This is a genomic window from Shewanella sp. KCT, from assembly GCF_007636505.1.
GTDB lineage: Bacteria > Pseudomonadota > Gammaproteobacteria > Enterobacterales > Shewanellaceae > Shewanella > Shewanella halotolerans.
Map to the genome: position 1 here is coordinate 247,169 of NZ_LVDJ01000006.1, position 26,832 is coordinate 274,000.

A 26,832-nucleotide genomic window follows, 5' to 3' on the forward strand; every position below is an offset into this window, starting at 1 on the left:
CCTGAACCCAAATACCGGTTGTGGCTACGACAAATCCCCATCGAAGTTGCCGACTAAATGGATACAGCAGGCAAAAACAATCCCCAGCCTGAACCCAAATGCCGGTTGTGGCTACAATAAATCCCCATCGAAGTTGCCGGAGTGGATAGCAGAAAATGACGTGAGACTCACATGGATGTGAGGCTAGCTTCCGGGGGGCTTGGACGCCCCATCGGAAGCGTCAGTCATTTTCAATAAGCCACGCAGGAATCGCAACTTCGTCGGGGGCGGCACGGGGAGATGCAAGAGGGGGATTGCTGGAGATCCCCCTCTTGCCCTGGTGTGGAACGGAGTTCCACGACTTTCATTCCCAAACGAAGTTTGAAAAACGAATGAACGTCCGCATTCATACAAATATCAACCACTTCCCTAAGTGCCTATACTGCAAGTACAATGATAACTCTTAGGAAAAGTTGGCAAGACCAAAGGAAAGGCGATGACACTGAAGGAAGATGTCAACAAGCTCACTCAGGCCCTGGAGGCGATGCAGTCACAACAGGCATCTGACCGCGCGGCGCTCACGAGTCAGTTAGCGGAATTTAGCCAGCAGCTGGCCGAGCTCAACGCGCGGGTAAATGCCCTTGAGGGCTATGAGCAGGACGAATATCCAGAGCAGACGCATTCGACGACTGCGCACACAAATTCTGTAGATTCAACCTCGGCATCGGCGCCAAGCCACTCAAGCCAATACTTGCCATGGCAGATCCAGACTGAGCAGCCACAAGCAGCGCAGACGCAGGCAGAGCCGTTACAGTCAGCGCAGCTAGAGTTAGAGCAGACGCCGTCATCCCAGCAAGGTGAACTCAGCCAGCAGGCCGATACCAACTATCGCCACGACGCCTGGCAGCGCCAGACTCTTCAAGCACAGGAACACCCTAAAACTCAGCCTTCGGCTCGCCCAACGAAAACCACAAAACAGAAGGCCGCCACTCCAGGTATTAGCCAACAGCTGGCCAACTCGGTGGCCCAGCTACAGGGCTCTTTGGGCCAGCTGGTTAATTTGCTACTCGGCCCCTTCGGCGGACTCGGCGAGCAAGCCAAGGCCTTCTACCAACACTATCAGGCCAAGGGACAGGGCGCGGTATTTCTGATGACCCTCGCGGGCATCATCACCCTGACCCTGGGCTTTGGTTACCTGCTGCAATACTCCATCAACCACTGGTTCTCTGAGCTTGGCAAGGCCATGCTAGGGCTCATCACGGCCAATGGGGTGATCGCCGGCGGCCTGTTTATCCGGCGGGCCAGGCCCGGCATGGAGGACTATGCCTCGGGCATAGTGGGCCTTGGCATCATATTGAATTACCTCTGTATCTATTTCCTCGGCCCCTATTTTGAGCTGATCCCTGAGAGCGCCGCCTTCTCACTGATGTTGGTCAACACCCTCTTGGGTTATGGCCTGGCGATGAAGCTGGAGACCAAGGTGGTGGCCATCATCGCCCTGTGCGGCGGCTCCCTGGCGCCGCTTATGCTGCTCGATGCCAGCCAGGCGCCACTGCTCTATCTGCCCTACCTGCTGATCATAGGCGCTTGCTCTCTGGTGCAGAGTCACAGGCTTAACTGGCCCGTGCTGATAGAGATCACGGCGCTGCTGCATATCGCCTGCGTGCAACTGCTGAGCTTCTTCCTGTTTCTGCCGCTGGCACCAATCGACACCATGGCCATGCTGGCGCTGGGGTGCATCAACGCCCTCTTCTATCTCTATGGCCTGGGTAGCCTCTGGTTGCAAGCCAAGCGGGAGCCCAGTGCGCGCCTGCTCATGGTGCCTGTGGCCATGCTCTGTTTTACCCTCTATACCCTGGGGGAATTTACCTCTTACGCCGGTGAGCTGTTCGCGATCAACGGCGTTACCTGCGCCCTGCTCTATTGGAAGATACGGCGCGATAGCCTGATTGCGCCGCTGATGCTGGCCGCGGCCGGGGTGTTCGCCGGGGTGGCGGCGCTCTACCTCATCAGCGCCGATCTCCTTGGCTTGGTGCTGTTGATCGAGGCACTGCTGCTACTCTGGCTCGGCGCTAAACATGATTTTATCGCCATTCGCACCGAGGCCTATATCCTGTTGGCGATGGGCCTTGGCAGCAATCTGCTGACCCTGTTCGACAGCCTGGCAGTGAGTCATCGCGAGCTGGGTGGCGTCGCGGGAATGACAGATAACCTCATCCTCATTCTCACCCTTACATTAAGCTGCGCCGCCTGTTATCAGGCGATACGCCTGATTGGCGCCCTGGGGGATAGGCTTGCCGGGATGGAGCGACTGCTGCGCCGCGCCCTGCAGGGCGTTTTGGGTCAGCTGCTGGCGATCACCGCGCTATTTATCGGCTATTGCTTGAGCCCAGACTTCTATCTCAATGGCCTGCCACTGATCGCCTTGATGCTGCTCTATCTCGGCAGACGAGACGAGCTGCGCTTTACCGAGATCATGGCCTGGTTCTGGCTCCTACCGCTAGGCGGCCTCATCATGCTGGGCATGTTAGAGGCGGGCAGCGTCAACTTTGCCCAGCAGCCCCTCAACGCCAAGCTGGCGCGTATCGAGCTGTTCAGCAGTCTGCTGCTGGCCTACAACTGGTATAGGCGATACACACCTCAGTCGCCGTTGTTGGGGCTGGCCTATTATGTTCAGCTCATCTGTTACCTGGCGCTGCCGCTCCTGCTGCTGCCTAAGGTGCTGCGCAGCTATCTGGAGCTGCTCCCCATCTACCTCTGGCTGGCCAGCGCCATGGCCCTTGGCCTCGCAAGGTTCGTGCGCCACCGGAGCCTGGTGATCGAGACGCAAGTGCTCTGTTCCACGGCCATGCTGTTCACCGCCATTAGCTGTCTGGACAATCAGTGGCAGGGATTAGTCGCCCTCGCCATTGGCGCGCTGGCACTGGGCACAGTGCACGGCCGTTATGAGCAAATGAACTGGCACTGGCGCATATTACTGCGCTTCCCCTGGCAGTTGAGCCCCTTCTATTTTGCCTTGGTCGTGGCCGTTGCCGTGCAGACCCTGTCAGGGCTTATCGCCCCGGGTTGGTCCCTGGTATTCCTGGCGTTGACCGGCTACTTTGCCCTGCTGGTCGAGCGCGACAACGCCCTGGGCAGACGTTTCGCCAAGGCGCTGAAGCCTGGTTACGATCTCGCCTACGGCCTGCTTCTCCTGCTGCCGCTGGCGCCCATCATATTGCATGGCGATCGCCCCCTGGGGCTGGATATGAGCAGCCTACTGTTTAGCCTCAGCGAGCTGGGCATTCTTGTTGTGCTCGCCTGGTATCTCAGGGGAAAGCGACTCGGCATCGAGTCCCACAAGAAGCTGCTGCCGAAACCTGCCCTGCTGTGGGGCTGGCACAGCCTGCTGGCGGTGAGCTATTTCCTCTGGAGTTATCAGCTGGGGGATCAGGTAGCCGCACCTATCAGCAGCATCTTGCTGGTGAGCCATGGCAGCGCGCTCATGTTCCTCAGCCTGCGACCACAACAGACCAGCCTGATACGCATGGCGGGGCTCCTCTTCGGCCTCGCCTGTCTCAAAATACTGTTTATCGACATGGCCGCCTTCGTGCTGGTGCAGAAGGTGGTCGCCTTCATCGTTATCGGCATTATCCTGCTGACGGTGGCCTACTTCTATCAGAAGCAGAAGAACCGGCTCTTGGCCCTAGGCTAGGAACTCTAGGCTAGGAACTTTAAGCTAAGGGCTCAGGGTTAAAGGTTAAGAACAAAAGCCCTTACCCTAGATGACAGACATAAAAAAGAGGAGCCTAGGCTCCTCTTTTTCACTTTAGCTTCAAGCATCTTGGGTCATACCCGAAATGCTTGTCTGGCCTGTCATCTTATTCAGCCATCTTATTTAGCCGTTTTAGTTCAGGCGCGCCTTAGCCTTACGGCGACGCAGCAGTGCCAGCGGCAGCAGGCCAAGCAGACCCAGCCCTAAGGCACCACCCGAGCTAGACTCAGGCTGCACAACCTCAGGCTGAGGCGGCGGTGTCGGCTCGACGCCATCGGATTCCACCGTCAGCATGAAGCTGGTGCTGGCGGCATCACCACTGTGCTCGTTATCGCGTACCGTCACAGTGACCAGGGTGTCACCGTGGAAGTTGGCCTCAGGGATCAGGGTAAAGCTGTTGCCCTGCACCTCGGCTGTGATGTGCTCACCAGTCACCTCGACCGTGTTTGGCACCTTGTTGGCATCGATATAGCTTACCGTCAGCCCTTCCAGCGGTGTGTTCTCGGCCACAAGCTGATCTGCAATCTCGGCGATCTGTATGTTGCCTTGGACGCTGATTGCATGGGTGAGCTGAATCGACGGCGCCCCTTCGAGGTCGTAATCCAGCACTATGTCTTGTACCGTACCGGTCGCCTCAGGCTTGATCACCGCCTTGAAATTGACCTCCATACGGCTCTGCTCAGGTCCCACATAGTCGAAACAGACCACGAGATCGTCGGCTAGCACCTCATCTAAGTTATCGAAGCCCAGCACCTCATAGAGGCCGCCGCCCTTGGCGCCTGCCTTGGTCGACCACTGAGTATCGAAGCCTTCGATAAACACGGCACCCTTGGCCAGATCGGCACCCAGGTTGTCGTAGGCATAGATGATCTCGAACTGACCCGGACGGTCGTCGATGCCGCTACGCAGAATCGTTTCGAAATCATACTCTTCGCCTGTGTTCTTATCGGTCACGTTATCGAACTCGAGGAAGAGTAGATCCCCAAGGTCTGGACGCTCCTCGGCATACTGAGAGGCAATGGTCAGTCCCCACGGATCTTCCCAGTGACGACGATACTTACCTTCGAAGCTACCACGCCAGAATGGCGCCAGCGCCTCGACCAGGAAGCCAGGCCCACGGTGCAGCATCATGTACCAGTAGCCGGTGTTGAGCTTCATGGCCCCTACGGTATGCATGCGCAGATAACCGGCGTTCGGCTGGTTGTACAGCTCGAACTTGGCGCCTTCCTTGTAGAACAACCAGTCGATAGGCACGTCGAAGGCGCTGCGATAGTCGCCCACAAACCAGTCGGCCATCGGCTGCATCTTGAACTCACCGAACAGGTCGATATAGCCACCGGTCGAGTACTCGTCGATCATCGGCGTGCGACACATCTTATCGGTCAGGTTGGTGGTCATCTTGTACTCGCGCTGTACGTCGCGGGTCGACGCCTGCATGCCCGTCAGGGTAAAGCCACGCTCATCGGCGGTCACCGCCTGAGTCACCTGATCATTGTTGGTGGTCAAGGTCGCCGGTGCCAGACGCATTCCCTCAGGTAGTTGCAGGGCAAACTGGTACTGACGGTCCTGAGTCTCCATGTTAGCGGCGATCTTCAGGCTGATATCCACCACATCCATGCTACGTGCCTTGTCCTGGCTCACTTCCCAGGTCACCGCATCGTCGGCGCGGCGGATATCCAGGGCGGTGAAGCCCAAGGTGCCCTCGGCGCCCGGCATGTTGCCGAGGTCGAAACCACCATAGTAGATATCACCGGCCTGGGTCTGTGGCAGGTTCCAGTTGATGCCGATCTCATAGTTACCGTTGCCATCGTGCGAGGCTGGGCCCGTGATGCTCAGGTTACCGCGATCGTCATCTTCCATGATGATGGCGTAGCCGGTATCCACGTCCACTTCACCCTGGCCATAGGCCATGGCGGTAGCAACCCAGTAAGTGCCGGGCGCCGGGTTTTCCAGGCTACAGTAGTTATGCTCCGCCTGACTGGTTGAGAGACAGACAGTTTCCGCCGAGTATTCCGCCTTGATGGCGCTGCTGTCGGCTTCGCTGTCTGGCACGAAGGTGCCGTTGTCGTTCTCATCCAGACCCACAATCACAAACGGATGAGGCGTGGTGTAGCGAGGGTTGAGATCCTCGAGCGTGCTCACCACTCCCGCCTTCTGCACTTCAACCACCAGACGCTTGGCGCCCTCGGGTACCGTGATGGTGCGGATATCCCAGCCTTTCTCGATATAGTCCTGACGCAGGAAAGGCCCCACGGCTGTCAGACGATTGCTATACACCTCAGGCTTCACCGGGCCGTAGAAACGCGGCGTCAGCTGGCTGTAGGCATCGGTGTTCACCGTCAGCATTTCTGTGCCTTGGTCCCTGGTGATCTCGAAATGATGTGACACGGGCAGCTGCTCGCCACTGGTGGCCACCACCACAGGCATGTGCACCTCTGGTGCTCTGTCACCCTGCTCCTTCAACACCACCTGGCCATTGAAGAAGGTGTCCTTGTTGAGCACAGCATCCCACGGGCCATCGGCCTCTTCGGGATCGACTTTGATCTCTATCTTGCTCGGCGGTGTCGCCGTCACGATAATGCTCTGGGTCTCGCCCGCCTTGAGAGAGAACTGCGCCGGCGATACCGTCAGCTCGAAGCCCTCCTCCTTGCCGATACCCTCTACCGTCCAGGTACCGTCACGGGTCGCCTTGACCGTACGCATCCAGCTGCAGGTGTCGGTGCACTCCATCTCCACCATAGAGGGGATGTTGAGCCAATTCACCAGACCGCCGTTGGTCGGGTCGGCATTGCGGTAGTTTTCGACAGTCTCATCCATCAACAGGCCGGTATCTGCGGCGCGCGCCACGTTGATCGCCCCCGCCCCGGCCATGAAGTTGTAGTAAGGCTCGATCAGCTGATAGCCGGTGTTGAGCATCACAGGGCCCGCCGTTAGCATCAGCGCCGATTGGATCTCAGCCGGTGTCCAGTCTGGATGGATCTGACTCAGCAGCGTCATGGCGCCAGTCACATGAGGCGTCGCCATCGAGGTGCCGCTCATGAAGGTCCAGTCGGAGGCCGTCGGTGAGTAGGTGAAGGGTTGATCGTCGGCGTTGGCCGCATAGATATCGACACCCGGCGCCGTCAGATCAGGTACCAGAGTGTTATTGGTGCGGCTCGGCCCCATGGAGCTGAAGGTCGCCAGGTTGTTGCCCAGCTCGGCGTCCAAGTAATAGTCGTTGCTATAGTCTGAGATGGTCGCGCGGGCGGCTTCGCCGTTACGGTTGACCCAGTTACGCAGCTTGTAGCGCTCGGCGGCCTTGATCTGAATGCCAGGCAGCACGAAGTTGTCCGCCACCAGGTTGTCCGCCGAGTAGCTGATGTTTTGCAGGATGAAACCACCCGCGCCACCGGCCGCCACGTTCTTTGCCTTGTCGACGCGAGCGATGTCGCCGCGCTCACACACCACGATCTGATCGCTGGTGAAGGTACCGGCCGGGAACGGCGCATTACAGCTGGCGGCGTTATAGCCATCGTTAAGATCCGGGTCGGCATATTTCTCGGCCATCACCACCTGACCGGTGATACCACCGGAAAAGCTCTTGCCCTGCATTGGCGCGGTTGGCGCGCTTACCCCTTGGAACTCACCTAAGGTCTTCACCCCGGCGTCGAGCTGACGATCATGGGTGCTGGCACCTACGGTAGTCACCCAAGGCGAGCTGTGATCCGACGACCAGTAGGCGCCGTTGTTACCCGCCGCCACGGCGACGGAGATCCCCGCCTCACGGGCAGCCAGGAAGGCAAGCTCCATGGGATCGGCCCAAGGCAGAGACTCGGCGCCGCCGATAGAGAAGTTGATGGCATCGACGCCATCGGCTATCGCATCTTCAAATGCCGACAGGATCGCCGACTCTGGGCAGCCCGCATAGGGGTCGCCGCTGCCACCGGGCCAACAGACTTGATAGGCGATGATATGGGCGCGGGGCGCCACACCACTGGTTTGTGGGAAGTTAAAGGGCACATTGATACCGTCGCTGGTCGCCTCGCCGCTGAAGGTTTGCAGCGGGGTGTCGGTCAGGGTGTTACCCGCGACCGTGCTGGCGGTGTGAGAACCATGGCCGTTATAGTCTTCGCCATTGGCCGGACGGATCATCACGGGACGACTGCTGGTTTGAAACTCAGGTGCGCCATAGACATCGGTGATCTCAGGGTATGAATGGACACCAATCAACTTGTTGTTACACAGCTCTGGCGAGTCGACACAATCCCCCACGCCGTTGTCGGCACCGAAAGGGTTAGTAGCGGCGTAGGCCTCATCGTCGGCGAACGCCGGGTGATCTGTGTTGATCCCCGTGTCTATGATGCCCACGACCATGCCTTCACCCTTGGCGGCCAGGCTACCCGAGGTTGCCGTGCCCTGCCACACCTTGTCGGCGCCGATGAACTCGGGGCCACGGTCGGTGCGCAGCTGGAACACGCGGTTAGGCGAGATGCGGGTGACGCCACGCTGATGAGACATCTTGATGGCATCTTCCTGGGTCATCTCCACCACCATGGCATTGCTCGCCAGGGTGAACTGCTTGGTCACCTTCACCGAGGCGCCGGCCTGACGGGCGCTGGCGATAAACTTATCCTGCTTGGACACCAGGTATTGCTTGTAGGCCTGAGCCGAGGCGGTATTGACCGCGACTCTGCCCTTGGCGATCACAGAGCGGTTTTTGGGCGCCGTGGTGGCGGCGTAGCCCGGCACGTCACCGGCATAGGTGGCGAGCGGCTCGGCATCGAGCTGAACGATATAGGTCTGCACGCCGCTGGCCTTTTCCGATGGCGTGAAGATCTCCTCAGGCGTGCGCGCCTTCTTGACGCGGTTGATCTGCCCAGGAGTGCCCAGGTAGACCTCGCCACTCAACTCGAGTTGACGTTCCTCGTTGACCCGCTGAATATCTTCGGCGGTAAAGGTCGGGGTGTAGAAGCTGGTGCCAGGCACCTTCTCCATACCCGGCTGGGCGATGGCAATCGAGCCCGCCCCGGCGAGATAGAGCGCGGTCAGACTGGCGACGGCGCTTCGCTTAAACATTTGTTGGGTACGCATTGATATTCCTTTGAAATCATAAGCTTATTATTTTTCATGCATTTACATGCGCATTAGGTATATCAAACGACGTCAAAGAAAAACGTACCTTTATGTAACATTCCGGCTACATTCGTGCCATTAATCGACCCGTATTTACCCCAGAAAAAGTGACCATGGAAAACCCTTACTTTCTCCCGGACATAGTGACTCAAGCTAGGTGTGGCTCGCCGCGCAACAGCTCCTGCTCACAAGCCTGCCGCCGGCTAAACAGATCCTCTGGACCGATGAAATCAAGCTCCCGGCGATCTGTCCCCTGCGCTCCCACCCTCACAAGCATTCTCCCCTAAGTGTATCTTTTTGTTACCGATACGCTAACAAGGTGGCTAAAACTCGACGTTTTCAGCTTTTACTGGCGATTTAGCGAAAGGTTAACCACATGTTAACTGTGATGTGATCCGCAGAATTTTTAACCAACTTGTGCTACAAGGATCGTTCAGCAAATGGTTAATTTTTAAATATAAGATCTATTACTTTTGCCTGTTAACGCCATCGAAAACTGCCGATAGAGGGATATTGTCATGCTGAAGAAAGTGAGCCGACTCGATTACTATACCCTACAGGTATTTATCGGACTGGTTGAGCTGAAGAGCGGCAGTGCGGTGGCCGAGCGATTGCGTACCACTCAGTCTAAGGTGAGCCGCAGCCTGACCTGCCTGCGGGAGGTGCTGGAGGACGAACTCTTTATCCGCCAGCAATATGGCTTTGAGCCCAACCAGGTCGCCCTCACCATCTACCCCATGGTCAAGACCATAGTGGAGCAGTACGACAAGATAGTGGCGGCCACCATAGACAAGGGCGCCGAGCCCTATCAGCTCAGTGTTGCCACCTATGAGCAATGGTCGCTGATGGCGATGAATTGTGTGCATAACACCTGCCACTGTATCGAGGGCGGCGTCAGCATCAATATTCAGCCCTGGACCGACAAGGTCAATCAGCGCCTGTGTCAGGGCAAGGTCGACTGCAGCATCTCCACCGAGCCGATTAATCACCCCATGGTGAACAACTTTAAGCTGGGGGATATCACCCACTTCTTCATCGTCGCCCGCCGTGGCCACCCTATCTTAACCAGCGACGATCCCTTAGCGCAGATGTTTAACTACCATATCGCCCTGGTGAACACTCACCTGCAGGAGCAGGAGCCCCACCCCATAGAGCTGTATGCCAAGGCTAGGCAGATAGAGATCCACGTGGCTCTCAAGAGCCCGAGCCTGAGGATGTTGGTGGATCATGTGAGTCACAGCGAGGATATCGCCCTGCTCTCCTCGGCCATGTCGATGAGCTATTTCGAGAATCGCGACGATGTGGACTATCTGGATATCTCCAGGATCTGGCTGCAGACCCGAGATCTCGAGACCGAAAGCTACTATCTGCATTGCCACAAGGGGATCAAACCCGAGCTGGCCAACTGCCTGCGCCGGGTACTGACGGAGAAGCTGATCGAGATGCAGGCCCACTGCGATCAGGTGGCCCGGGAGCGTACGCCCCTCGCCCAGCCGAGCATAGAGCCAGAGCCAGAGCCAGAGCCAGAGCCTTCAGCATAAGCCCTTATCCAGAGCCCTTATCCAGAGCCTTTAGCCAGAGCCTTTAATTAGCGCCGCAATAAAGCTCCGAATGAACCAGTGGCTAGTTGCTGCCTGTGCTGGTACTTGTTGTAGTGCCTGTTATTAGTGCCTCGTATTAATGACAGTGCTAGTGCACGTTCTGGCTGATCAGCAGACCTATCTCCCGCTTCAACCAATCCAGATGGGCGGCACTGCGACCGCTACGGCTCAACATGTAGAGCCTAGGATAGGGTTGATCTTGATAGAGGCGCGCGGTATCCATGCCCGACAGGCAGCACACATGCAGGCCGGGTAGCAGCTCGCTATGTTCATACACCCTGCTATAAGGCAGCAGGCTCACCGTCTTGTCGTCGGACAGATAGCGATACAGCTGATTAAACTCCAGCCCCTCACGTCCCAGATCCACAGGGGCCAGATGACAACTAAGGCGCTGCTGAGTGCAGTAACGCTGGAAAGGATCCGGCGCCTGCCTGTCCAGCTGCCCGAAGGCGCTCAGATAGGGATAGTTGGCGATATTGGCCAGGCTGATCTCCTGCTGCAACAGGGGATGCTTGAGGGAGCAGAGCAGATACAGGTGGGTCAACTGCTTGAGGGGCGTGATGGTGAGTCTGTCGTCCTGCAGCGCCTTGTCCGAGGATTCGCTGACGATCGCCAGATCGATCAGACCCTGAGCCAGATCTTCCAGCAGATCCACAGAGCCGGTGCGCAGCTCATAGCTAATGGGCAGCTGCGCCTCGCTGATGGCACCGCTCAGACGTTGGGGCAGTTCGGCGATCAAGAGATCGCTCACATAGAGCACCATCATCTGGCTTGTGGCCAGATCGTGGCAGCTCTCCAGCTGATGCAGCTGCTCGCCACACTGCACCAGGGCCTTGACCAGGGGATAGAGTTGACGGGTAAATTCGTTGGGTTCTAGGCCATGCTTCTTACGGATGAACAGAGGATCGTTAAAGATCATCCGCGCGTGTTGTAGACAGCGGCTCACCTTGGGCGCAGGTATATTCATCTCCATCGCCACCGACGAAGCGGAATGCTTTTCATACAAATTAACTAATATATTGGCGCTCAGCATATCTAAACTATCTAGAGTCATATTTTTCATTTCAAAATACCTCTCCCGACATCGAATATACCCATTCAGAGTATAGTAAATATATTTAAGCTGACAATGCCTTTATTCGATATTAATAAAACAAATAAAATAGATCTTGATCATACTTCTAAATTTCAAGCATTTACAAAAACATTGCAATAGCCTAATTTTCATGCAAAATATCTTATCAACCCCGCCAACATTCAGATATTCAACAATTAAAAAACACATATCTAATTATTGATTATCTACAAAACGAAATAGCTGAATATAAGTATCTGACCAAGGGCTAAATTTTAATAATCCGATTTCAATAATTATTGTAAATAAATCCCATAGCGTAATAATTAAATCGAGAGTTAAAAATGAAAATAACCTTGGAGGTTTACTATGAACACCACCGCGACCGTTATTTTAAGCTACGCATTTATGTACTTTGTTTTGTTCATCATTTGTCCTCTCGTCATCGTGACCTTCGTCATGACGTGCATCAAGTTCTTTAGATCAAGCGAGAACCAGCTGGTCGATGCCGCCGTAAGCATCAAACCTCACTTGCTCGACAAGGATTCAATGCACTTTTTGAAAGGCTTAAAGGCCATCGCCGCCAACCGCTACGATGTCCTTTACGGAGCGTCGCTGGTGAATGTAGTCGACTTAGATGACTCCCTCAGGAATCACGAAGAGGTACAGGACTTCATGGAGCACTGCCACCTGGATTACGTGGTCGTCGACAACGAATCTTCTGCGGTCAAACTCGTGGTGAGCGACCCTGCGGCCAGCTCTCCAGAGCAGATGAAGTTTGTCGAAAAATGTTTAGATTACATCGGGGTGCAGCTGATTAAGCTGGACAAAGACAAGCATTGCGACGAAGCCTTGCTGCGCACCGCACTCGCCGCCTGATGAGTGTCTCTCACGGCAACGCCCAATGAGCGTCAAACCGACCACTTGACGCTCCTCTTCCCCACAACGTCATGCTCACTGAGGTGTAAGGATGCATTATGTGTCAAATTACCCCTTGTACTACTCTGCTGCTGGCCAGCGTCCTAACACTTGGCCTGGTGGGCCTAACGCCCAATGCCTTAGCCGCCGACGAGCAAGCCAGCCGCAGCTGTATCAAGTGTCATAAACGCAATGGCCAACTCGAGGGCATACACGCAAGCCCTGGCCTCGCCATTCTCTGTCAGGACTGTCACGGCCCCAAAGGCAGCCATCCCAAGAAGGGATCGACCATCATGGCCTTTGGGCCCGATAGCCCCTTCTCGGCTCAGCAACGCGGCGCCGTCTGCCTGACCTGTCACGACCATCAGGCCCTGGGCGAAGCGGAATGGACCCACAATGTGCACGCCAATCGCCTTGGCTGCGATCAGTGCCATAAGCTTCATCCCGAGACGGATCCTATGTTGGCGCTCGATACGCAACAGCATAGCCAGCTGTGTGTCGGCTGCCACAAAGTCGAACAATAGGAGGCCTGTGATGCAAGTTTCTAAACGCCAATTTCTCAAGGGGGTTGGGGCCCTACTGGCCGGTGTCTCTGTGTATGGTGCCACCCGCACGCCCCAGGCCGATTCCCTGCTCCAGCCCGAGCAGGAAAGCGAGATCAAATACGCCATGGTGCATGATGAGAATGCCTGTATCGGCTGTAACGCCTGCGTCCAGGCCTGCCGTGAGGTCAATCATATTCCCGAGGGCGTCAGCCGGGTGAAGATAGAACGTAAGGGGCCCTTCGGCGAGTACCCAGATCAGAGCTACCGCTTCAGCCGCGTCTCCTGTCAACACTGCGAAGCCGCGCCCTGTGTAAGGGTCTGCCCCACAGGCGCCGCCTATATAGATAAAGAGACGGGCATAGTCGCGGTCAATAGCGACCGCTGCGTGGGCTGCCAGTATTGCATCGCCGCCTGCCCCTATCAGGTCAGGTATATCCACCCCGAGACCCGCACCGCCGACAAGTGCGATTTCTGTCAGAAGAGTCGCCTGGCCCAGGGGCTTCAGCCTGCCTGTGTCGAGGCCTGCCCCACCAAGGCACTGACCTTCGGCAACCTCAAGGATCCCGAGTCGGATCTGGTCAAGCTGCTTAAGCGCAAGCCCAGCTACCGCGCCAAGGTGGACCTGGGCACCCGGCCTAAGCTGTTCCATATTCAAACCATAGATGGGGAGATAATGCTATGAGTGCTTTTCATTTCGAAGGCCTGGTATGGCATTGGCCTATCGCCATATACCTCTTCCTCGCCGGTCTGTCAGCCGGGGCGGTATTTTTCGCCATCATGCTGAAACACTTCAAGTTATCCCATGAGGCCTGGCATTCGCCCTTCGTGCAGGCGGCGGCCATCATAGCGCCGGTCGCCGTGTTTGGTGGCCTGGGGATCCTGGTATTCGACCTCACCCGGCCACTGGATTTCTGGAAGATCCTGGTGTTCTACAACACCAGCTCTGTGATGTCCATGGGGGTGCTGGTGCTGATGGCCTATCAGCTGGTGCTGTTTGCCTGGATAGCCTGCGTCTTCCAGCGCCGCATTACTCAGCTGCTGGGCAAGCGTCTGCCTGTCGCCAACCGACTGCTAAGCTGGCTGGTGAAACAGGAAGCGGCGATCACAGGCGTCTTAGTGATCCTCGCCATCTCGCTTGGGGCCTACACCGGTTTCCTGCTGTCGGCGCTGATCGGCTTCCCATTGCTGAATAACCCGGTATTGCCGCTGCTGTTCTTGATCTCCGGGCTCTCCTCCGGCGCCGCCGCAACCCTGCTGGGTGGTGTGCTGCTCAGGGGGAACCCCAATGGGGTCGAGGTGCGTTTCATCCATGGCATAGAGATCCCGTTGATTTTAGTGGAGATAGGCCTGTTGTTTACCTTCTTCGCCGGATTGATCCTCTCTGGCGGTCAGAGCCAGGTTGCGGCACTCAACGCCTTAGGCTTCGGCTTCTGGGGTTGGATCTTCTGGGCCGGCGTGATCGGCATAGGCCTCACCCTGCCATTGGCCTTCAACCTCTGGATGAAGGTATCGGCGGATCGTAAGTTCGCCTATGTGGCGGTCACCGCCAGCTTCAGCCTGATAGGGGTGTTCTTGCTGCGCAACTTTATCCTCTATACCGGCCAGATGACGGGGATCTAATCCCCGCTGGCCATTCACTCGCGGGCGTCATCTGCGCTGATCAGGTGCAGTGGCGCCCCGTCACTCAAGTAAGCCTCATCCACCTGATCCAGACCGTTGTAGCGGATCATATGGCGTATGCCATCGATATAGGCCTGACCTCGCTCGGAATATCGCTCCAGGGTGCCTGCCAGCACCAGGCCTGTGATCGGTTTGTTCTCTGCCCGCAGCTGCGCCCTTAGGCTTCTCAACGACTGATAGGCGGCATTGGTGTTGAGGTTAAGCAGATAACCCTCCACCGAGGCCAGCGGCGTGTCGAAACGCGCCAGCCCATAGTTGCCCAGCTCCTTGCGCTGCGCCTTGGGGGTCATCCCCTTACCGCTAAAATCCCACTGACCGAAGAAGGCGTTGCCCTCCACGGTAAAGCGTGACGTCGCCCAGCCACTCTCCTCCGCCGCCTGGGCCAGCACCAGAGAGGGCGGCATGATATCGACCCGCGCCAGTAGCTGTCCACGCTGCTCCTCGGTCAGGCTGACACTCTCATCGGTTTGGCTGCCGCTCTCACCGGTCTGGCTGCCGCTCTCATCGGTTAACAGGCGATACTTACGGGCCAGGGCCAGCAGCTCGGGGGCATCCGGCGCCGCCTGGGCGATAGTCTGCCGCTCCAGCAATATCTGCTCATTGGCCACCAGGATCAGCGGCGCCATCAGACGGAAGAACACCATCTTCTTCAGCTGCACCGGGATCTGCGACGAGGTCTTCTGCCAGCGCTCACTCACTGCCTCGAAGGTGAGCCTGGGCACCTCACGATTGCCCGCCTGCCAACCGGCTTGGTTATACCCCAGACTATCGAACAGGGCGATCAGCTCATCGAGGGAGTTAAGCACCACATCCTTGGGTGCCTTGGTCGGCCTCGCCTTAGAGACAGTCTTGAAGCTGGTTTGGGTCTGCTGACTGTCAGCCGGAGTCGCCAGCTCGTCGGCGTTTGCCACCGGTGGCTCCATCCCGGCGGCGGCCAAGGCAGGAGACAGGGCGCCCGACTCATCACTGGGGCGATACCAGAGCGCCCACAGCATCAGCAGCGAGGCAAGCAGGAGTAGCAGAGGCAAGGCAATCTTGAGACGGCTATCACTGGACATAGAGGCTCCTTTTGCAGATAAGACGAGAGACATTATCATCAATGCTAATGCCTACTCTAATCCATCTTTCGATGCGCGTCTTTAATCAAGCTGTCGAGCAAGGCGCCGATCCTTCACCTATACCCATACTCAAAACTACACTCACACCCACATTCCTAAACCTCAGTATCGACACAGAATTTATTCATACTAATCATTAAAAGATCATCTGCTTAATTAAATAAATCTTTTATTAACTAGAGCAAAAAAAACTAAATCCTGTACAATTAAGTGCTACCATCAAATATTTAAAGTTAAAAGCCCAAAGGCCAAATCTTTAAAACCAGCTACAAAAATATGCAAAAACTGATATCACAAATTATTTCTAATTTAGAACAACCCGGAAGATAACACCTGTCGGTAAACAACTAGATAATAAAAAGTTAATAAGTTTCACATTAAAGACCGCAATCGAAAAATGAATGTGACAAAGACCGCAATATTGAGGTTAATGTTATTTTCATATTGAATAAAAATTATCGGTTTCATACATTGAATATTCGTCTCGAATTTAAATGTATCACTTTGTATCAAGTTGGTGGTATATCAATTCTCACTTAGCTGGTTATATGTTGAAACAAGGATCTGTCACACTATCGAGCTTAAGCCTGTTACTTGGGCTACTGGTACTCACTCAGCTGAGCGGCGGCCTAATGGCGCAGCAACAAGCCGGCAGCACCAGCCAAAACCTTAGCTGCAGCGCCATCCAGGGAGATCGCCTGGCCACCAAGGAGGTCGCTCCAGCGGGACAAGACGCAGGTTTATCTTCCTGCTGGCACTACACATATCAGCAGCTATTTCCCAGCATGCTACCGCTAAGTGGCGAGACCCACGAGAGTCAGGGCAACAGCATGACACTGACTGTTGTGATCTTCTGCCTGTTATTTCTCTCTGCCGGGCTGCCTGGTTACGGGCAAACGAAATACCGCACCCCAAAATCTATTATCGAATGCAGCTCTTTATTAATGAGCTGGATTAAACCTATTAAGGGCACTCCATCTTAGCCAACCAAAATACCATTTTGACTCGCGTAGATAGATAGCGCTGAGCCACTATTTATAACGCGATCAATTTTGACGGACAAACCTAGCCGCCAACCAAGCTATTTCTTTTAACTTATTTTAGATGAGGTTTATTTCATGCCTTATGCACACTCACGCCTGTCGAGTGCGACCCCTTGCGCGTCTATTTTCTTGCCCAAAACAGCCATAGGGAAAATAGCCATGTGGAAAAAGACAATTTGGAAAAAAACCATGCGAGAAAAAACGGCGCAGCAAATAACAACATCTCTGTGCTTCATATTGGCTCTGCTGCTTTCGAATCAGGCATTGGCCGATAATGAAAACGTCGCCGCCGCCATAGACACTAACACCTCTCATTGGTCAGGCTATGTCAGTGCCAGCGCCGCCAGCAACACCTTCGAGCAATCGGCCCCCAGCTCCTACCAGGCCCTCAGTGCCAGCGGCAGGATCGCCTACCGCGACACCTGGGGCAGCATACGTCTCTCCAGCGGTGGCGAGGTGGAGACGCGGCATAACCAGAGCTATTTCTACGACACCTTCTTAGAGTATCGCACCCCGTCCAAGGCTCTGGGCAATGACTGGAGCTATGTGGGCAGTGCCGGGGTCTATCTGCCTACCGGCCATACCAGCAAAGAAAACAAGTTAAGGGCCGCCCCTAGGCTGGCGGGCTATCTCTTCTACCGCCCGAACCAAGACTGGAACTTCTATCTCTCACCCCGGCTTAAATATAACTCCTATGAACATGAGATAGGCCGTCACGGCGAGCACTTCATCGAGCACAGCATCAGCCTGCTGGCCGATGCCACCTGGCAGTTCATCGACAACTGGTATCTGGATGTCAACGCCTCCTACACCATGAACAAGCCCTTTAACACCAGTCGTTACGACAACCGTTTCACCATCAGCGAAGAGATCGGCTGGTCCTTTGCCCCCACTTGGGTGGCGGCCATAGGCCACAACAACAGCGGCTATTTCTTCGACCCGGATCGCGGCCCGTCACACAGCTTTACGCTCTACGACGAACGCAACTCAGTGTTTTATCTATCGATCACTAAATATTTATAAAAAGCACTTATAAATTAAACAACTAGGAGAGGTTTTAATGTACAAGAGCACTGTCGCCATCGCCATATTGAGCGCGATAGGATTGAGCGCCTGCGGCACAGACGAGCCGTATCAGGAGGTCAAGAAAGATGAGCGGATGATCGCCGTCAAAGACTTCAAAGATGCCACCACCAGCGGCGCCGCGGGGGATCAACTTACCTCCTCGACCACCATCGGCGAGCTGGCCAGCAAGCAACCCGAGCGACTCTTTCTCTACACCCGCAGCCTGGGTGAAGCACCGCGCTACTCGGCCCCCATCCATGGTTTCTCTCAGGGAGAAGCCAAGCTGGTAACCCTGCGGATGACGGAAAACGGCATCCAGCTGCGTCAGATCGACAGAGACAACATAGGTCTGGACCACGACTCGCGCTTCGATAACGAGTACAACAAGGCCCCAGTGTTGACCATTCCCGGCGACTACATCGACTTCCAGTGCCAGGAGGATAACTGGGGCGACTGTACCAACCGTGAGGAAGAGGTGACAGATCGCAACATCACCTGGGATCAGAAGAAGTTCTTCATTCCTAAGTTTGAAGGGGCGCAGATCGCCGAGGAGAACTACACGGATCTGGTCACCTTCAAGCAGTGCACCACAGAGACAGAGTCGGCCCACCTGGTAAAAGATGGCAACTGGGAAGGCTATGAGATGGACTTGGCCAAGGGGGTGATCAACTTCGAGATCGAACACACCTATCAGGCCAATCCCGCCTGTTTCGGCAAGTTCTTCAAGGGCAGCTTCGACAACCTCTCCTTCACCACCACGGAATATATCTCTGTCGTGGCTTTGGATCAGTTGGCCAGCAAGGACTTTGTCACCATCCCTTATAGTGAGGATGAGAACGGCACCTTCGGCTTCTTCCGCACCCAGCATGAATACCGTGACGGCAACAATGCCGATGGTAAGGATGGCTATGTGCGCCAGTACCTTAACCATTTCAACCCCAAGAAGGAGGCGATCACCTACTTCTTGAGTAACAACTTCTTCGAGCCAAAGAATCAGCCCTTCCTGGACGCGGCCAAACAGAGCATTACCGCCATCAACATCCAGAACAAGCTGTTCGAAACCGGCCTGCCGGAGCTCAAGCTGGCCCAGGCCAACGAACGCAGACACGGAGACTTGCGCTACAGCAACATCACCCTATTCGACGAGCCGTTAGATAACGGCCTGGCCGGTTATGGCCCCTCTGCCGCCAACCCGCTCACCGGCGAGATCGTCAGCGGCCGGGTAGACCAATATAGCGCCAACCTACAACAGGGCTCGACCCGCTACTACCGCAGGGTGCAGCTGGACTACAACCGCGGCATGCTAGACCCTAACTCGGTCAAAGATCTCACCGGGGTCGACTACACCCCATCACAGGAGGCGGTGGATCGCGCCAATCAGGTGGCGGCCAACAAGCTAATTGCCGAGCAGAACAGTCAGAGCCAAGATCCTATGGTGCAGCAACCGCGCACCGAGGCTCAGCCGCAGACCATCATCCCGGATCTCTCCACAGATGATGCCAGCAACGCCCCCTTCGAGGAGCTGGTCAATCAGCAGAACAAGACCGAAGCCTTCTGGGCCGAGCATAATCTGATGAGTGTGGATCAGGCCTTCGGCCTCACAGGCGGCGCCCTGCGCGAACTGCCTCGCGGCATTCAGGGCTATGAGATCGACTGGAAAGACACTCAATTCTGGGTCGATGGCATCATAGGCGGTAAGCTGAAGGATATCGAGAAGATGTCCACCAGCTTCCAGGCGGATCTGGTGACTAAGCTGGCGGCTCAGGCCTTTGCCGGTACCCTCACCCATGAGCTGGGCCACACCCTTGGCCTGAGACACAACTTCGCCGGTAGCCGGGATCAGGCCAACTTCTTCAACGAAGAGGAGATCGCCAAGTTCAGCCAGGCCTTCAGCGAGGCGGGTTACCCGCATCTGACGGTCAAGGCCGATTTCTCCAGCCAGATGGACTATAACGCCGACCGTTTCGCCACCACCTTCCAGAAATACGATCTGGCGGCGCTGCGCTTCGGCTATGGTCGTCAGGTAGAGACCAAAGATGGCAGCCTGGTATCGCTGGAGGCGGCCGATGCCAAGCGCCGCGAGGAGCTACGCCAGGGCAATATCACGGGCGAGATCCAATATGGTGCCCTACATCAGATAGGCAAAGAGCACGACCTGCGTTACTTCGCCTTCTGTACCGACGGCCATGTGACCCTCAACAGCAACTGTAACCGCTTCGACGCCGGCACCAACAACGACGACATAGTGCGGTACTATATCGACAGCTACCACGACAGCTATGACACCATGAACGTGCGTCACAACCGTCAGACCCTGTTCGAAGATCATATCCTGCCTTACACCATCAATCGTCTGCGAGGCTTCAGCGACATACGCCAGTTCGTCGAAGACACTGCCACGGTTGAGGAGCTATTTGCCTTCGATCAGAACGAGCTGGCCGAGTTCTGCCCAGGCCATGAGAACTACTGGTTCTGCGCCTCGCAAAGGGCGGTGGATAAGGCGGCCGATACCTTCCTTACCGCGGCCGGTCTGAGCGACATCTACCTGCATGTCACCTATCGCATGAACAGCGATGACAGCCGCGCCCTGACCAAGGTGCACTCGCTGGAAGATATTCTGACTCGCCTCTATCGTCTCAATGCCGGCAAGCTAGATGAAGGCTTCGAGCTGGGTCAGATCATCACCGCCTACGAGCAAGCCCCTGAAAAACTGAAAGAGCTGCTGCTCAAGGCCGATATCGTCGAGGCCTACCAGGACTTGCTCTATGCCGACGTCAGCGCCAACAAGGGACGCCTGCTCAACGGCGTCAAGGCCCCGGCATCGAGCCCGAACCATCCCTATGTCAACGAGCGCGACGTGCTGGGCATGTGGCCCGATAAACTGCTGGCGATGCGTCAGCTGCTGACCCGCAAGTCGCCTCGCAGCACCACGGGCCGCACCTACTACGCCCTGGCAGATTATCCTAAGGTGAAGGATCAGCTCGAAGGCATGCTATGTCAGATGACGCTGGGCAACACGGTTCAGGAGATCAATCAGTACCTGACCAAGCCTGTGCTGAGTCACAGCTGTAAGGCAGTAGACGCCAAGTACTATGTCAACGACGTCGATTATGCCGACCAGCATATCGAGGCACTACCTAGCTACGCTACCTCTCTGGGACGCTACTTCGGCTTCCCCCAGAGCAGCTATGAGATGAAGGGTAAGAGCAACCTGCTGCAGATGATGCTCAAGCAGGTGGTGCTGGCATCACGCGACAGCGACTACCGCGGCGAAGAGAAGGCCAGAGTGTGGCGCGAGTATGTGGGCATTCATCTTGCCAGCGACGCCGTAGCCGCCAGCAAGCAGATCAGCCTACAGGGCAAAAACTATGTGGCGACCGAGGAGAACCAGCTGGCTCTCATGCTAATCGACCAGATAGACACACTCAAGGCACTCATCGCCAGCTCACCCGAGCTGATGAAGCACCAGATGAACAGCAAGGGGGAGACCTTCAAGCAATTGGTGGTCGACCCCATCATCGCCCGCGATGAGCGAGTGATCACTTACCTGCCAGTGCTTTAAGCCAGTAGATATCGTTCAGCAATAGAAAAAGAAGCCGCTCGTCGGCTTCTTTTTTGCTTTAGGGCTAATGAGTTAGCCATGAACCTTAGCAAGTGAATTCTCGTTAAGTTTCGCCCTCCATCTCCCGAATCTTTACCTAGCAGGCGCCGCGCCTGGGATGCAACATCTGTAGCAAAATGTATCATCTTGTTTAGACAGTTGTTTCACTACCCAATAATGGTTAACTTATGCCTGACAAATGTAAAGGAGAGCCCCCTCGATGGAGCCCGATGAGCAGCCATCTAATCAGTTAGCCAACACAGAGCCATCGGCAGAGAAAAGTGCCGAGCCAACGGCGGGCCTGATCGCCGAGCTAAAAGCCGAAAATGCGGCGCTCAGACGCGAGAACGCCAAGTTAACGCTGCTCAACGATCGCGCCGAAGAGAAACTCTTTGCCGCACTCGATGGCAACCGTCTCTGCCTGTGGGAGCAACATATTCCCAGCGGCAACCTGACCATCTTCAACATGCGGTGGGGCGAACTGCTGGGCTTTAGTCGCGAAGAGCTGGCGGCCCATGTGGACAGCTGGAAACAGAATCTGCATCCGGAGGATAAGGAGTGGGTGATCAAGGCCTTCGAAGATCATGTAGAGGGCAAGTCAGACTACTATCAGGCGGTGCACCGGATGATCCACAAGGATGGCTCGGTCACCTGGGTGTCCGATCGTGGCCGTATCGTCGAGCGCAAGCCGGATGGTACGCCGCTACGCATGATGGGGACTCACATGGATATCACCCAGGAGAAACGCTACGAACAGGAGCTGTCTGAGCTGGCCCACTGCGACCCTCTCACCAATCTAAGCAATCGTAAGGCGATCACCCTGGCATTTGAGGAGCTGTATCAGCGAGACTCGGGCAGCATCTTCTTCATCGATCTCGATGGCTTTAAGGAGCTCAACGACAAGCTGGGCCACAAGTTTGGCGACCATCTCTTGGTCCATGTGGCCGACACCCTCAGGGGCGTCATAGGCACTCAGGCCCAGATCGCTCGTCTCGGCGGCGATGAGTTTTTGATTCTGCACCCAAGCCAAGACCAGAACCTACTGAGTGAGCGGGCCCAGTCGCTGTTGGATGTCTATCGTCAGGCGATCATCTTAGAAGGCACTGAGGTCAAACTCGGCCTGAGTATCGGCATCTACTGCTTCACCCCGAGCGATGACTTTGCCAGCGCCTGCGAGTTTGCCGACGCCGCCATGTACCGGGTCAAGGCCCAGGGCAAACACGACTACCAGTTCTGGCAGGCCGAGGGCTAGCCCCTATACTGACCTGAAGATTTAACTTATCTGAGCACCTTGCTCAAGAACGCCTGGGTGCGCGGTTCCTGTGGCTGACCGAACAGCAGCGAAGGCACATTGCTCTCCACCACATAGCCGCCATCCATAAAGATCACTCGATCGGAAACGTCTTTTGCAAAGCCCATTTCGTGGGTGACGATCACCATGGTCATTCCCGCCTGAGCCAGCTGTTTCATCACATCCAGCACATCACCCACCATCTCAGGGTCCAGCGCCGAGGTGGGCTCGTCAAATAGCATAAGCTCAGGCTTCATCGCCAGGGCGCGGGCGATGGCGACCCTCTGTTTCTGTCCGCCAGACAGGCTTGCGGGATAAGCGCTCGCCTTGTCGCTCAGTCCCACCTGTTCCAGCAGGCGCATCGCCTCGCTATCTGCCTCGGCCAGGGTCATCAAGCCCAGTTTCACTGGCGCCAGGGTGATGTTTTGCTGCACCGTCTTATGGGGAAAGAGGTTAAAGTTTTGGAACACCATACCCACCTTTTGCCGCAGCTTGTCGATGCAGGCATCCGGCGCCGTGATCGACTGACCATCGATCACTATCTCCCCCTGGGTGGGTTGTTCCAGCAGGTTGATGCAGCGCAGGAAGGTACTCTTGCCGCTGCCGCTGGGGCCGATGACGCTGACCACCTCACCCCGGGCGATCGATTCGTCAATCCCCTTGAGCACCTGGTTGTCGCCGAAATATTTATGCAGATTGCTAATCTTAATCACTTTGCTTAAGCCTCTTCTCAAACTTCGACAACATAAAGGTGAAGCTATAGGTCAACGCCAGGTAGATGAGTGCACAGGTAAACAGGGGCACGCTGTCTTCGAAGGTTCGGCTACGGATGATCTCGCCCGAGCGCATCAGATCCACACCGCCGATGAAGCCTATCACCGCGGTCTCTTTCAAAAGCACGATAAACTCGTTACCCAGGGCAGGAAGAATGTTCTTGATCGCCTGGGGCAGGATCACCTCCTTCATAGTCACCGCCTGCGACAGCCCCAGGGAGCGCGCCGCCTCCGTCTGCCCCTTATCCACCGCCTGTATGCCGGCGCGGATGATCTCAGAGATATAGGCACCGCTGTTGAGGCCGAAGGCGATGATGGCGGCGCTCACCTTGTCCACGTCCCAGGTGGCCAGCACGATAAAGTAGAGGATCACCAGCTGCACCACCACTGGGGTGCCGCGGATCACGCCCACATAGAGGTTGGCGGGCCAGCGCAGATACCAACGGCTCGACATCTTCATCAATGTGGTGGCAACGCCCAGTATGGCCCCCAAGATCATGGCGAACAGGGTCACGATCAGGGTCACCTTTAAGCCATTGAGGATCAGGTAGATACCTATGAGTCCATCTTCACCTATTGGCGTAAACAGCGAGGAATTAATTGCATCTAACATGGCGGCCTACTTCATATGCTTGGCGAGCAGGGCGTCATATTCACCATTCTGCTTCATGGTCGCCAGCGTCTTGTTGATGCTGGCCAGCAGCTCGGGCTGGCTCTTGGCCACGGCGAAACCATAAAACTCTGGGGGGAAGTCCAGGCTGATCAACTTGAGCTCAGGATTCTTGGCCAAATAGTTGGCGGCCGGCTCGCTGTCGAACAGCACGAGATCCACCTTGCCGTTCTTCAGCTCCATGATCGCCTCGAAGCCGGTATTGAAAGCGGTCACCGACTGGGTGTACTTCTTGGCCATCATGTCGGCGGTTGAACCCAGCTGCACCGCGAAGTGTTTGCCGGCGAGATCCGCCAGACTGTGGATGCTTTCATCCTGCTTATTAACCAAGACCACCTGGGTCGCCTCGTAATAGGGCTCGGAGAAGTCGACGCTGGCCTGACGCTCTGGAGTGATGGTCATGCCCGAGGCAATCATATCTATCTTGCCGGCGTTAAGGGCCACGATCAGCGAGTCGAACTTCATGTTCTCCACCTTGAGCGTCTTGCCCGCATCCTCGGCCACCTTACGGGCCAGATCGATATCGAACCCCATTACCTGATCGCCGCTGACACCGCCCACATATTCAAAGGGCGGAAAGGCCGCATTGGTGCCTACCACCAGATAATCTTTCTCTTTGCCACAGCCACTCAGCAGCAACAGGGCCGTAAAACCGGCTAACAGGATAGATTTGTTCATTATTTACTCTCTTACCAGGAATATTCGCTCAATTGGCCACGACTATAGGCAGCCCGACTCACGCAGTCAATACTTATGCGATAAAAATGACTATTTAGTCATTTTATTTGCTTTTTATTAACATAAACTTGCCTATTAGTCAGTGTAGCTCGGCCAGCCCAAAGCAGCGCCAATCCAAACTTACAGACTTGCACCAATGCAAGCCATGGCAGCACCAAGTTGGTGAGCCATGTGCGCGATGTCACACTTGCCTGACGCAATCAAAAATCATTAATAACCATAAAAATCAATCAATTAAAAATCTTTGAAAAAGTTGGCACAGAACTTACATATTACTTTATAGGTAGTCATTGGGGCGGGCAGAATTGCCAAAGGTAAATGAAGCACCATCCCATAAGGAGTTGTAGATGAAACCTTGGTTAATGGCGGTCAGCCGCTTCGAAGATTGGCAGTTTATCTTTCACCTCGGCATCAGCCAGTGGGATGTCGAATAGGCTAACACGCGGATTCATCCATAAGGAGTCACAGATGAGTACAGTATCTAAGAGTATCACGCCTAAGATGGCAGAGCGGATCGTCGCCGAAGTCAAAGGGAACAACTGCCTGTTATCGGATGTCGCCAAACAGTTTGGCGTCTCCACCAAGACGGTCTACCAACTGGTTCGCCAGAGTGAGCAGCAAGGCGGGCGCGTGGGCGTGCTGCGCGCCGAGATCGACCGACTCACTATGCAACTCAATCAGCTCATGCGTGAACTCAAACTTATCCAAGGATAAGCCTATTCACCAAGAGCTAAGTCGATTCGCCAAGGGCTTAATCGATTCGCCAAGGGCTAGGGAAGGCAAGATAACAAGATGGAAACAGAATAAGTGGTCTGCAGGAAGCATGTGATTTCAGGTTAGAGGGCAGCAAACATAATAGCCTAAGTCAAGGGCCAGAGACCGACGACGGGCCTGAATCGCAAAACCATTTAAAAAGAGGTGTTTTACAGGTGGCACCTCTAGCGCTCCCCCAAAGGCGCTTTCGCCTGGTGATAGGCAGGATGCTCTATCACCAGGTTTTTTCTTTTGGGAGAAGCCCCTCTCCGACAGCCCCAAAAAAATTTTCAGTTTATTTAACCCCTTTTCAGAGATCCTGCGTCTATATGCTCAAACAACCGATTCCTATCTACTGATTTGGCACTATTACGTGCGTTTGGAGTATTCGATGAAAAAGACCCTGATTGCCACCCTATTTGGTTCATTGGTTTTCACCGGCAGCCTGCTTGCTTTACCTAACGCGGCCGCCGCAGAGCTAAACTTCCCCCATATCGAAACCGTCGGCACCAGCGAGCTGGTCGTCAAGGCCGACATGGCCGAGCTAACCGTCGAGGTGGTGACTAAGGCCGACAATCCAGCCAAGGCCAAGGCGGGATCAGACAAGGCGGTCAGCGACTTCCTGGCCAGGTTAGCCAAGGCGGGGATCGCACGCGAAGATGTTCAGAGCGCCAACCTGAATCTGCGTCCCGACTATCTGTACGACCCTGAGACACGCACCAACAAGGAGATTGGCTACCTCGCCAGCCGCCAGGTGGTGGTCACCCTAAGGGCACTGGACAAGCTCAACGACCTGCTTGACGGCGCGTTGCAGCAAGGGATCAACCGCATCCATCAGATCAACTTCAAATCCAGCAAGGAGGCGGAGATGATTGAACAGGCCAGGCTGATGGCGATCAAGGACGCCAAGCAGAAGGCCGCCGCCCTGGCCAAAGGCTTCGGTGAGCGTCTGGATGGCGTATGGGAGATCCGCTATCAGGCTCAGGGGGCGGTGCGCCCCATGGTGTATAAGATGAGCGCCGCAGCCCGTGGTGATGTGGCCGAGAGTTATCAGGAGGCCCAGACCAGCATCAGCGATCGCGTCGAGGTGATCTACCGCCTCAAGTAATTGCTCAT

18 protein-coding genes are annotated in these 26,832 nt (G+C 55.6%); 12 read left to right on the top strand and 6 right to left on the bottom strand.

The window, feature by feature from the left end; all coding sequences use genetic code 11:
• The first annotated feature begins 475 nt into the window (after positions 1–475).
• Entirely contained in the window at positions 476–3,673 is a 3,198-nt protein-coding gene (locus tag AYI87_RS11155; protein ID WP_144202112.1) for a DUF2339 domain-containing protein, read from the top strand.
• Positions 3,674–3,865: 192 nt separating this feature from the next.
• On the opposite strand, the gene AYI87_RS11160 is transcribed toward AYI87_RS11155, so the two are convergent.
• Positions 3,866–8,803, bottom strand: coding sequence for a S8 family serine peptidase (locus AYI87_RS11160; protein ID WP_144202114.1), 4,938 nt, complete (start codon positions 8,801–8,803; stop codon positions 3,866–3,868).
• A gap of 560 nt (positions 8,804–9,363) precedes the next feature.
• Between AYI87_RS11160 and AYI87_RS11165 the strand changes: the two genes are divergently transcribed.
• The gene (locus AYI87_RS11165) at positions 9,364–10,386 is read left to right on the top strand and encodes a LysR family transcriptional regulator (protein ID WP_144202116.1); all 1,023 of its coding nucleotides are present in this window, start codon (positions 9,364–9,366) and stop codon (positions 10,384–10,386) included.
• 148 nt (positions 10,387–10,534) lie between these two features.
• Here AYI87_RS11165 and AYI87_RS11170 read toward each other — a convergent pair whose 3' ends face one another.
• Positions 10,535–11,509 carry a LysR family transcriptional regulator gene (locus AYI87_RS11170; protein ID WP_144202118.1) on the bottom strand — a complete coding sequence of 325 codons (975 nt, stop codon included), beginning with the start codon at positions 11,507–11,509 and terminating at the stop codon, positions 10,535–10,537.
• Positions 11,510–12,070: 561 nt separating this feature from the next.
• Here AYI87_RS11170 and AYI87_RS11175 point away from each other — a divergent pair.
• From AYI87_RS11175 to nrfD, 4 genes are all read left to right on the top strand, one after another.
• Positions 12,071–12,400 (top strand): hypothetical protein, encoded by a 330-nt coding sequence (locus AYI87_RS11175; protein WP_398350090.1) that lies wholly within the window; start codon positions 12,071–12,073, stop codon positions 12,398–12,400.
• A gap of 98 nt (positions 12,401–12,498) precedes the next feature.
• Complete coding sequence (locus AYI87_RS11180; RefSeq protein ID WP_144202120.1) at positions 12,499–12,963, top strand: cytochrome c3 family protein; 465 nt, start codon at positions 12,499–12,501, stop codon at positions 12,961–12,963.
• 10 nt (positions 12,964–12,973) lie between these two features.
• Complete coding sequence (locus AYI87_RS11185) at positions 12,974–13,666, top strand: 4Fe-4S dicluster domain-containing protein (RefSeq protein ID WP_144202122.1); 693 nt, start codon at positions 12,974–12,976, stop codon at positions 13,664–13,666.
• Positions 13,663–14,604 carry a cytochrome c nitrite reductase subunit NrfD gene (gene nrfD, locus AYI87_RS11190; RefSeq protein ID WP_144202124.1) on the top strand — a complete coding sequence of 314 codons (942 nt, stop codon included), beginning with the start codon at positions 13,663–13,665 and terminating at the stop codon, positions 14,602–14,604. Before AYI87_RS11185 ends, nrfD begins: the two co-directional genes overlap by 4 nt.
• 14 nt (positions 14,605–14,618) lie before the next feature.
• On the opposite strand, the gene AYI87_RS11195 is transcribed toward nrfD, so the two are convergent.
• Positions 14,619–15,722, bottom strand: coding sequence for a glucosaminidase domain-containing protein (locus tag AYI87_RS11195; RefSeq protein ID WP_144202126.1), 1,104 nt, complete (start codon positions 15,720–15,722; stop codon positions 14,619–14,621).
• Between the two features lie 608 nt (positions 15,723–16,330).
• Here AYI87_RS11195 and AYI87_RS11200 point away from each other — a divergent pair.
• The 4 genes from AYI87_RS11200 to AYI87_RS11215 all read left to right on the top strand — a co-directional run bounded on the left by AYI87_RS11200 (position 16,331) and on the right by AYI87_RS11215 (position 22,743).
• The gene (locus tag AYI87_RS11200; protein ID WP_144202128.1) at positions 16,331–16,765 is read left to right on the top strand and encodes a hypothetical protein; all 435 of its coding nucleotides are present in this window, start codon (positions 16,331–16,333) and stop codon (positions 16,763–16,765) included.
• Positions 16,766–17,014: 249 nt separating this feature from the next.
• On the top strand, positions 17,015–17,848 hold the full coding sequence (locus AYI87_RS11205) for a hypothetical protein (protein ID WP_144202129.1): 834 nt from the start codon (positions 17,015–17,017) through the stop codon (positions 17,846–17,848).
• A 37-nt stretch (positions 17,849–17,885) separates the two neighbouring features.
• Positions 17,886–21,452 carry a zinc-dependent metalloprotease gene (locus AYI87_RS11210; RefSeq protein ID WP_144202131.1) on the top strand — a complete coding sequence of 1,189 codons (3,567 nt, stop codon included), beginning with the start codon at positions 17,886–17,888 and terminating at the stop codon, positions 21,450–21,452.
• A gap of 259 nt (positions 21,453–21,711) precedes the next feature.
• Positions 21,712–22,743 carry a diguanylate cyclase domain-containing protein gene (locus AYI87_RS11215; RefSeq protein WP_260865126.1) on the top strand — a complete coding sequence of 344 codons (1,032 nt, stop codon included), beginning with the start codon at positions 21,712–21,714 and terminating at the stop codon, positions 22,741–22,743.
• Positions 22,744–22,769: 26 nt separating this feature from the next.
• Here the strand turns inward: AYI87_RS11215 and AYI87_RS11220 are convergent, their stop codons facing one another.
• From AYI87_RS11220 to AYI87_RS11230, 3 genes are read right to left on the bottom strand one after another with little or no spacing between them, the layout of a single operon-like run.
• Positions 22,770–23,495 carry an amino acid ABC transporter ATP-binding protein gene (locus AYI87_RS11220; protein ID WP_144202133.1) on the bottom strand — a complete coding sequence of 242 codons (726 nt, stop codon included), beginning with the start codon at positions 23,493–23,495 and terminating at the stop codon, positions 22,770–22,772.
• Entirely contained in the window at positions 23,488–24,168 is a 681-nt protein-coding gene (locus AYI87_RS11225) for an amino acid ABC transporter permease (protein WP_011866961.1), read from the bottom strand. Before AYI87_RS11225 ends, AYI87_RS11220 begins: the two co-directional genes overlap by 8 nt.
• Before the next feature lie 6 nt (positions 24,169–24,174).
• Positions 24,175–24,903 (bottom strand): basic amino acid ABC transporter substrate-binding protein, encoded by a 729-nt coding sequence (locus tag AYI87_RS11230; RefSeq protein WP_144202135.1) that lies wholly within the window; start codon positions 24,901–24,903, stop codon positions 24,175–24,177.
• 528 nt (positions 24,904–25,431) lie between these two features.
• Between AYI87_RS11230 and AYI87_RS11235 the strand changes: the two genes are divergently transcribed.
• Both AYI87_RS11235 and AYI87_RS11240 read left to right on the top strand, forming a co-directional pair.
• On the top strand, positions 25,432–25,677 hold the full coding sequence (locus tag AYI87_RS11235; RefSeq protein ID WP_011866963.1) for a hypothetical protein: 246 nt from the start codon (positions 25,432–25,434) through the stop codon (positions 25,675–25,677).
• Between the two features lie 430 nt (positions 25,678–26,107).
• Positions 26,108–26,824, top strand: coding sequence for an oxidative stress defense protein (locus AYI87_RS11240; protein ID WP_144202137.1), 717 nt, complete (start codon positions 26,108–26,110; stop codon positions 26,822–26,824).
• Positions 26,825–26,832 lie beyond the last annotated feature (8 nt).

Bases quoted from the DNA above. Each gene is read 5' to 3' on its own strand.
- AYI87_RS11155 (WP_144202112.1), top strand. From the start codon at position 476: ATGACACTGAAGGAAGATGTCAACAAGCTCACTCAGGCCCTGGAGGCG.
- AYI87_RS11160 (WP_144202114.1), bottom strand. From the start codon at position 8,803: ATGCGTACCCAACAAATGTTTAAGCGAAGCGCCGTCGCCAGTCTGACC.
- AYI87_RS11165 (WP_144202116.1), top strand. From the start codon at position 9,364: ATGCTGAAGAAAGTGAGCCGACTCGATTACTATACCCTACAGGTATTT.
- AYI87_RS11170 (WP_144202118.1), bottom strand. From the start codon at position 11,509: ATGAAAAATATGACTCTAGATAGTTTAGATATGCTGAGCGCCAATATA.
- AYI87_RS11175 (WP_398350090.1), top strand. From the start codon at position 12,071: ATGCACTTTTTGAAAGGCTTAAAGGCCATCGCCGCCAACCGCTACGAT.
- AYI87_RS11180 (WP_144202120.1), top strand. From the start codon at position 12,499: ATGTGTCAAATTACCCCTTGTACTACTCTGCTGCTGGCCAGCGTCCTA.
- AYI87_RS11185 (WP_144202122.1), top strand. From the start codon at position 12,974: ATGCAAGTTTCTAAACGCCAATTTCTCAAGGGGGTTGGGGCCCTACTG.
- nrfD (WP_144202124.1), top strand. From the start codon at position 13,663: ATGAGTGCTTTTCATTTCGAAGGCCTGGTATGGCATTGGCCTATCGCC.
- AYI87_RS11195 (WP_144202126.1), bottom strand. From the start codon at position 15,722: ATGTCCAGTGATAGCCGTCTCAAGATTGCCTTGCCTCTGCTACTCCTG.
- AYI87_RS11200 (WP_144202128.1), top strand. From the start codon at position 16,331: ATGTTGAAACAAGGATCTGTCACACTATCGAGCTTAAGCCTGTTACTT.
- AYI87_RS11205 (WP_144202129.1), top strand. From the start codon at position 17,015: ATGCGAGAAAAAACGGCGCAGCAAATAACAACATCTCTGTGCTTCATA.
- AYI87_RS11210 (WP_144202131.1), top strand. From the start codon at position 17,886: ATGTACAAGAGCACTGTCGCCATCGCCATATTGAGCGCGATAGGATTG.
- AYI87_RS11215 (WP_260865126.1), top strand. From the start codon at position 21,712: ATGGAGCCCGATGAGCAGCCATCTAATCAGTTAGCCAACACAGAGCCA.
- AYI87_RS11225 (WP_011866961.1), bottom strand. From the start codon at position 24,168: ATGTTAGATGCAATTAATTCCTCGCTGTTTACGCCAATAGGTGAAGAT.
- AYI87_RS11230 (WP_144202135.1), bottom strand. From the start codon at position 24,903: ATGAACAAATCTATCCTGTTAGCCGGTTTTACGGCCCTGTTGCTGCTG.
- AYI87_RS11235 (WP_011866963.1), top strand. From the start codon at position 25,432: ATGAGTACAGTATCTAAGAGTATCACGCCTAAGATGGCAGAGCGGATC.
- AYI87_RS11240 (WP_144202137.1), top strand. From the start codon at position 26,108: ATGAAAAAGACCCTGATTGCCACCCTATTTGGTTCATTGGTTTTCACC.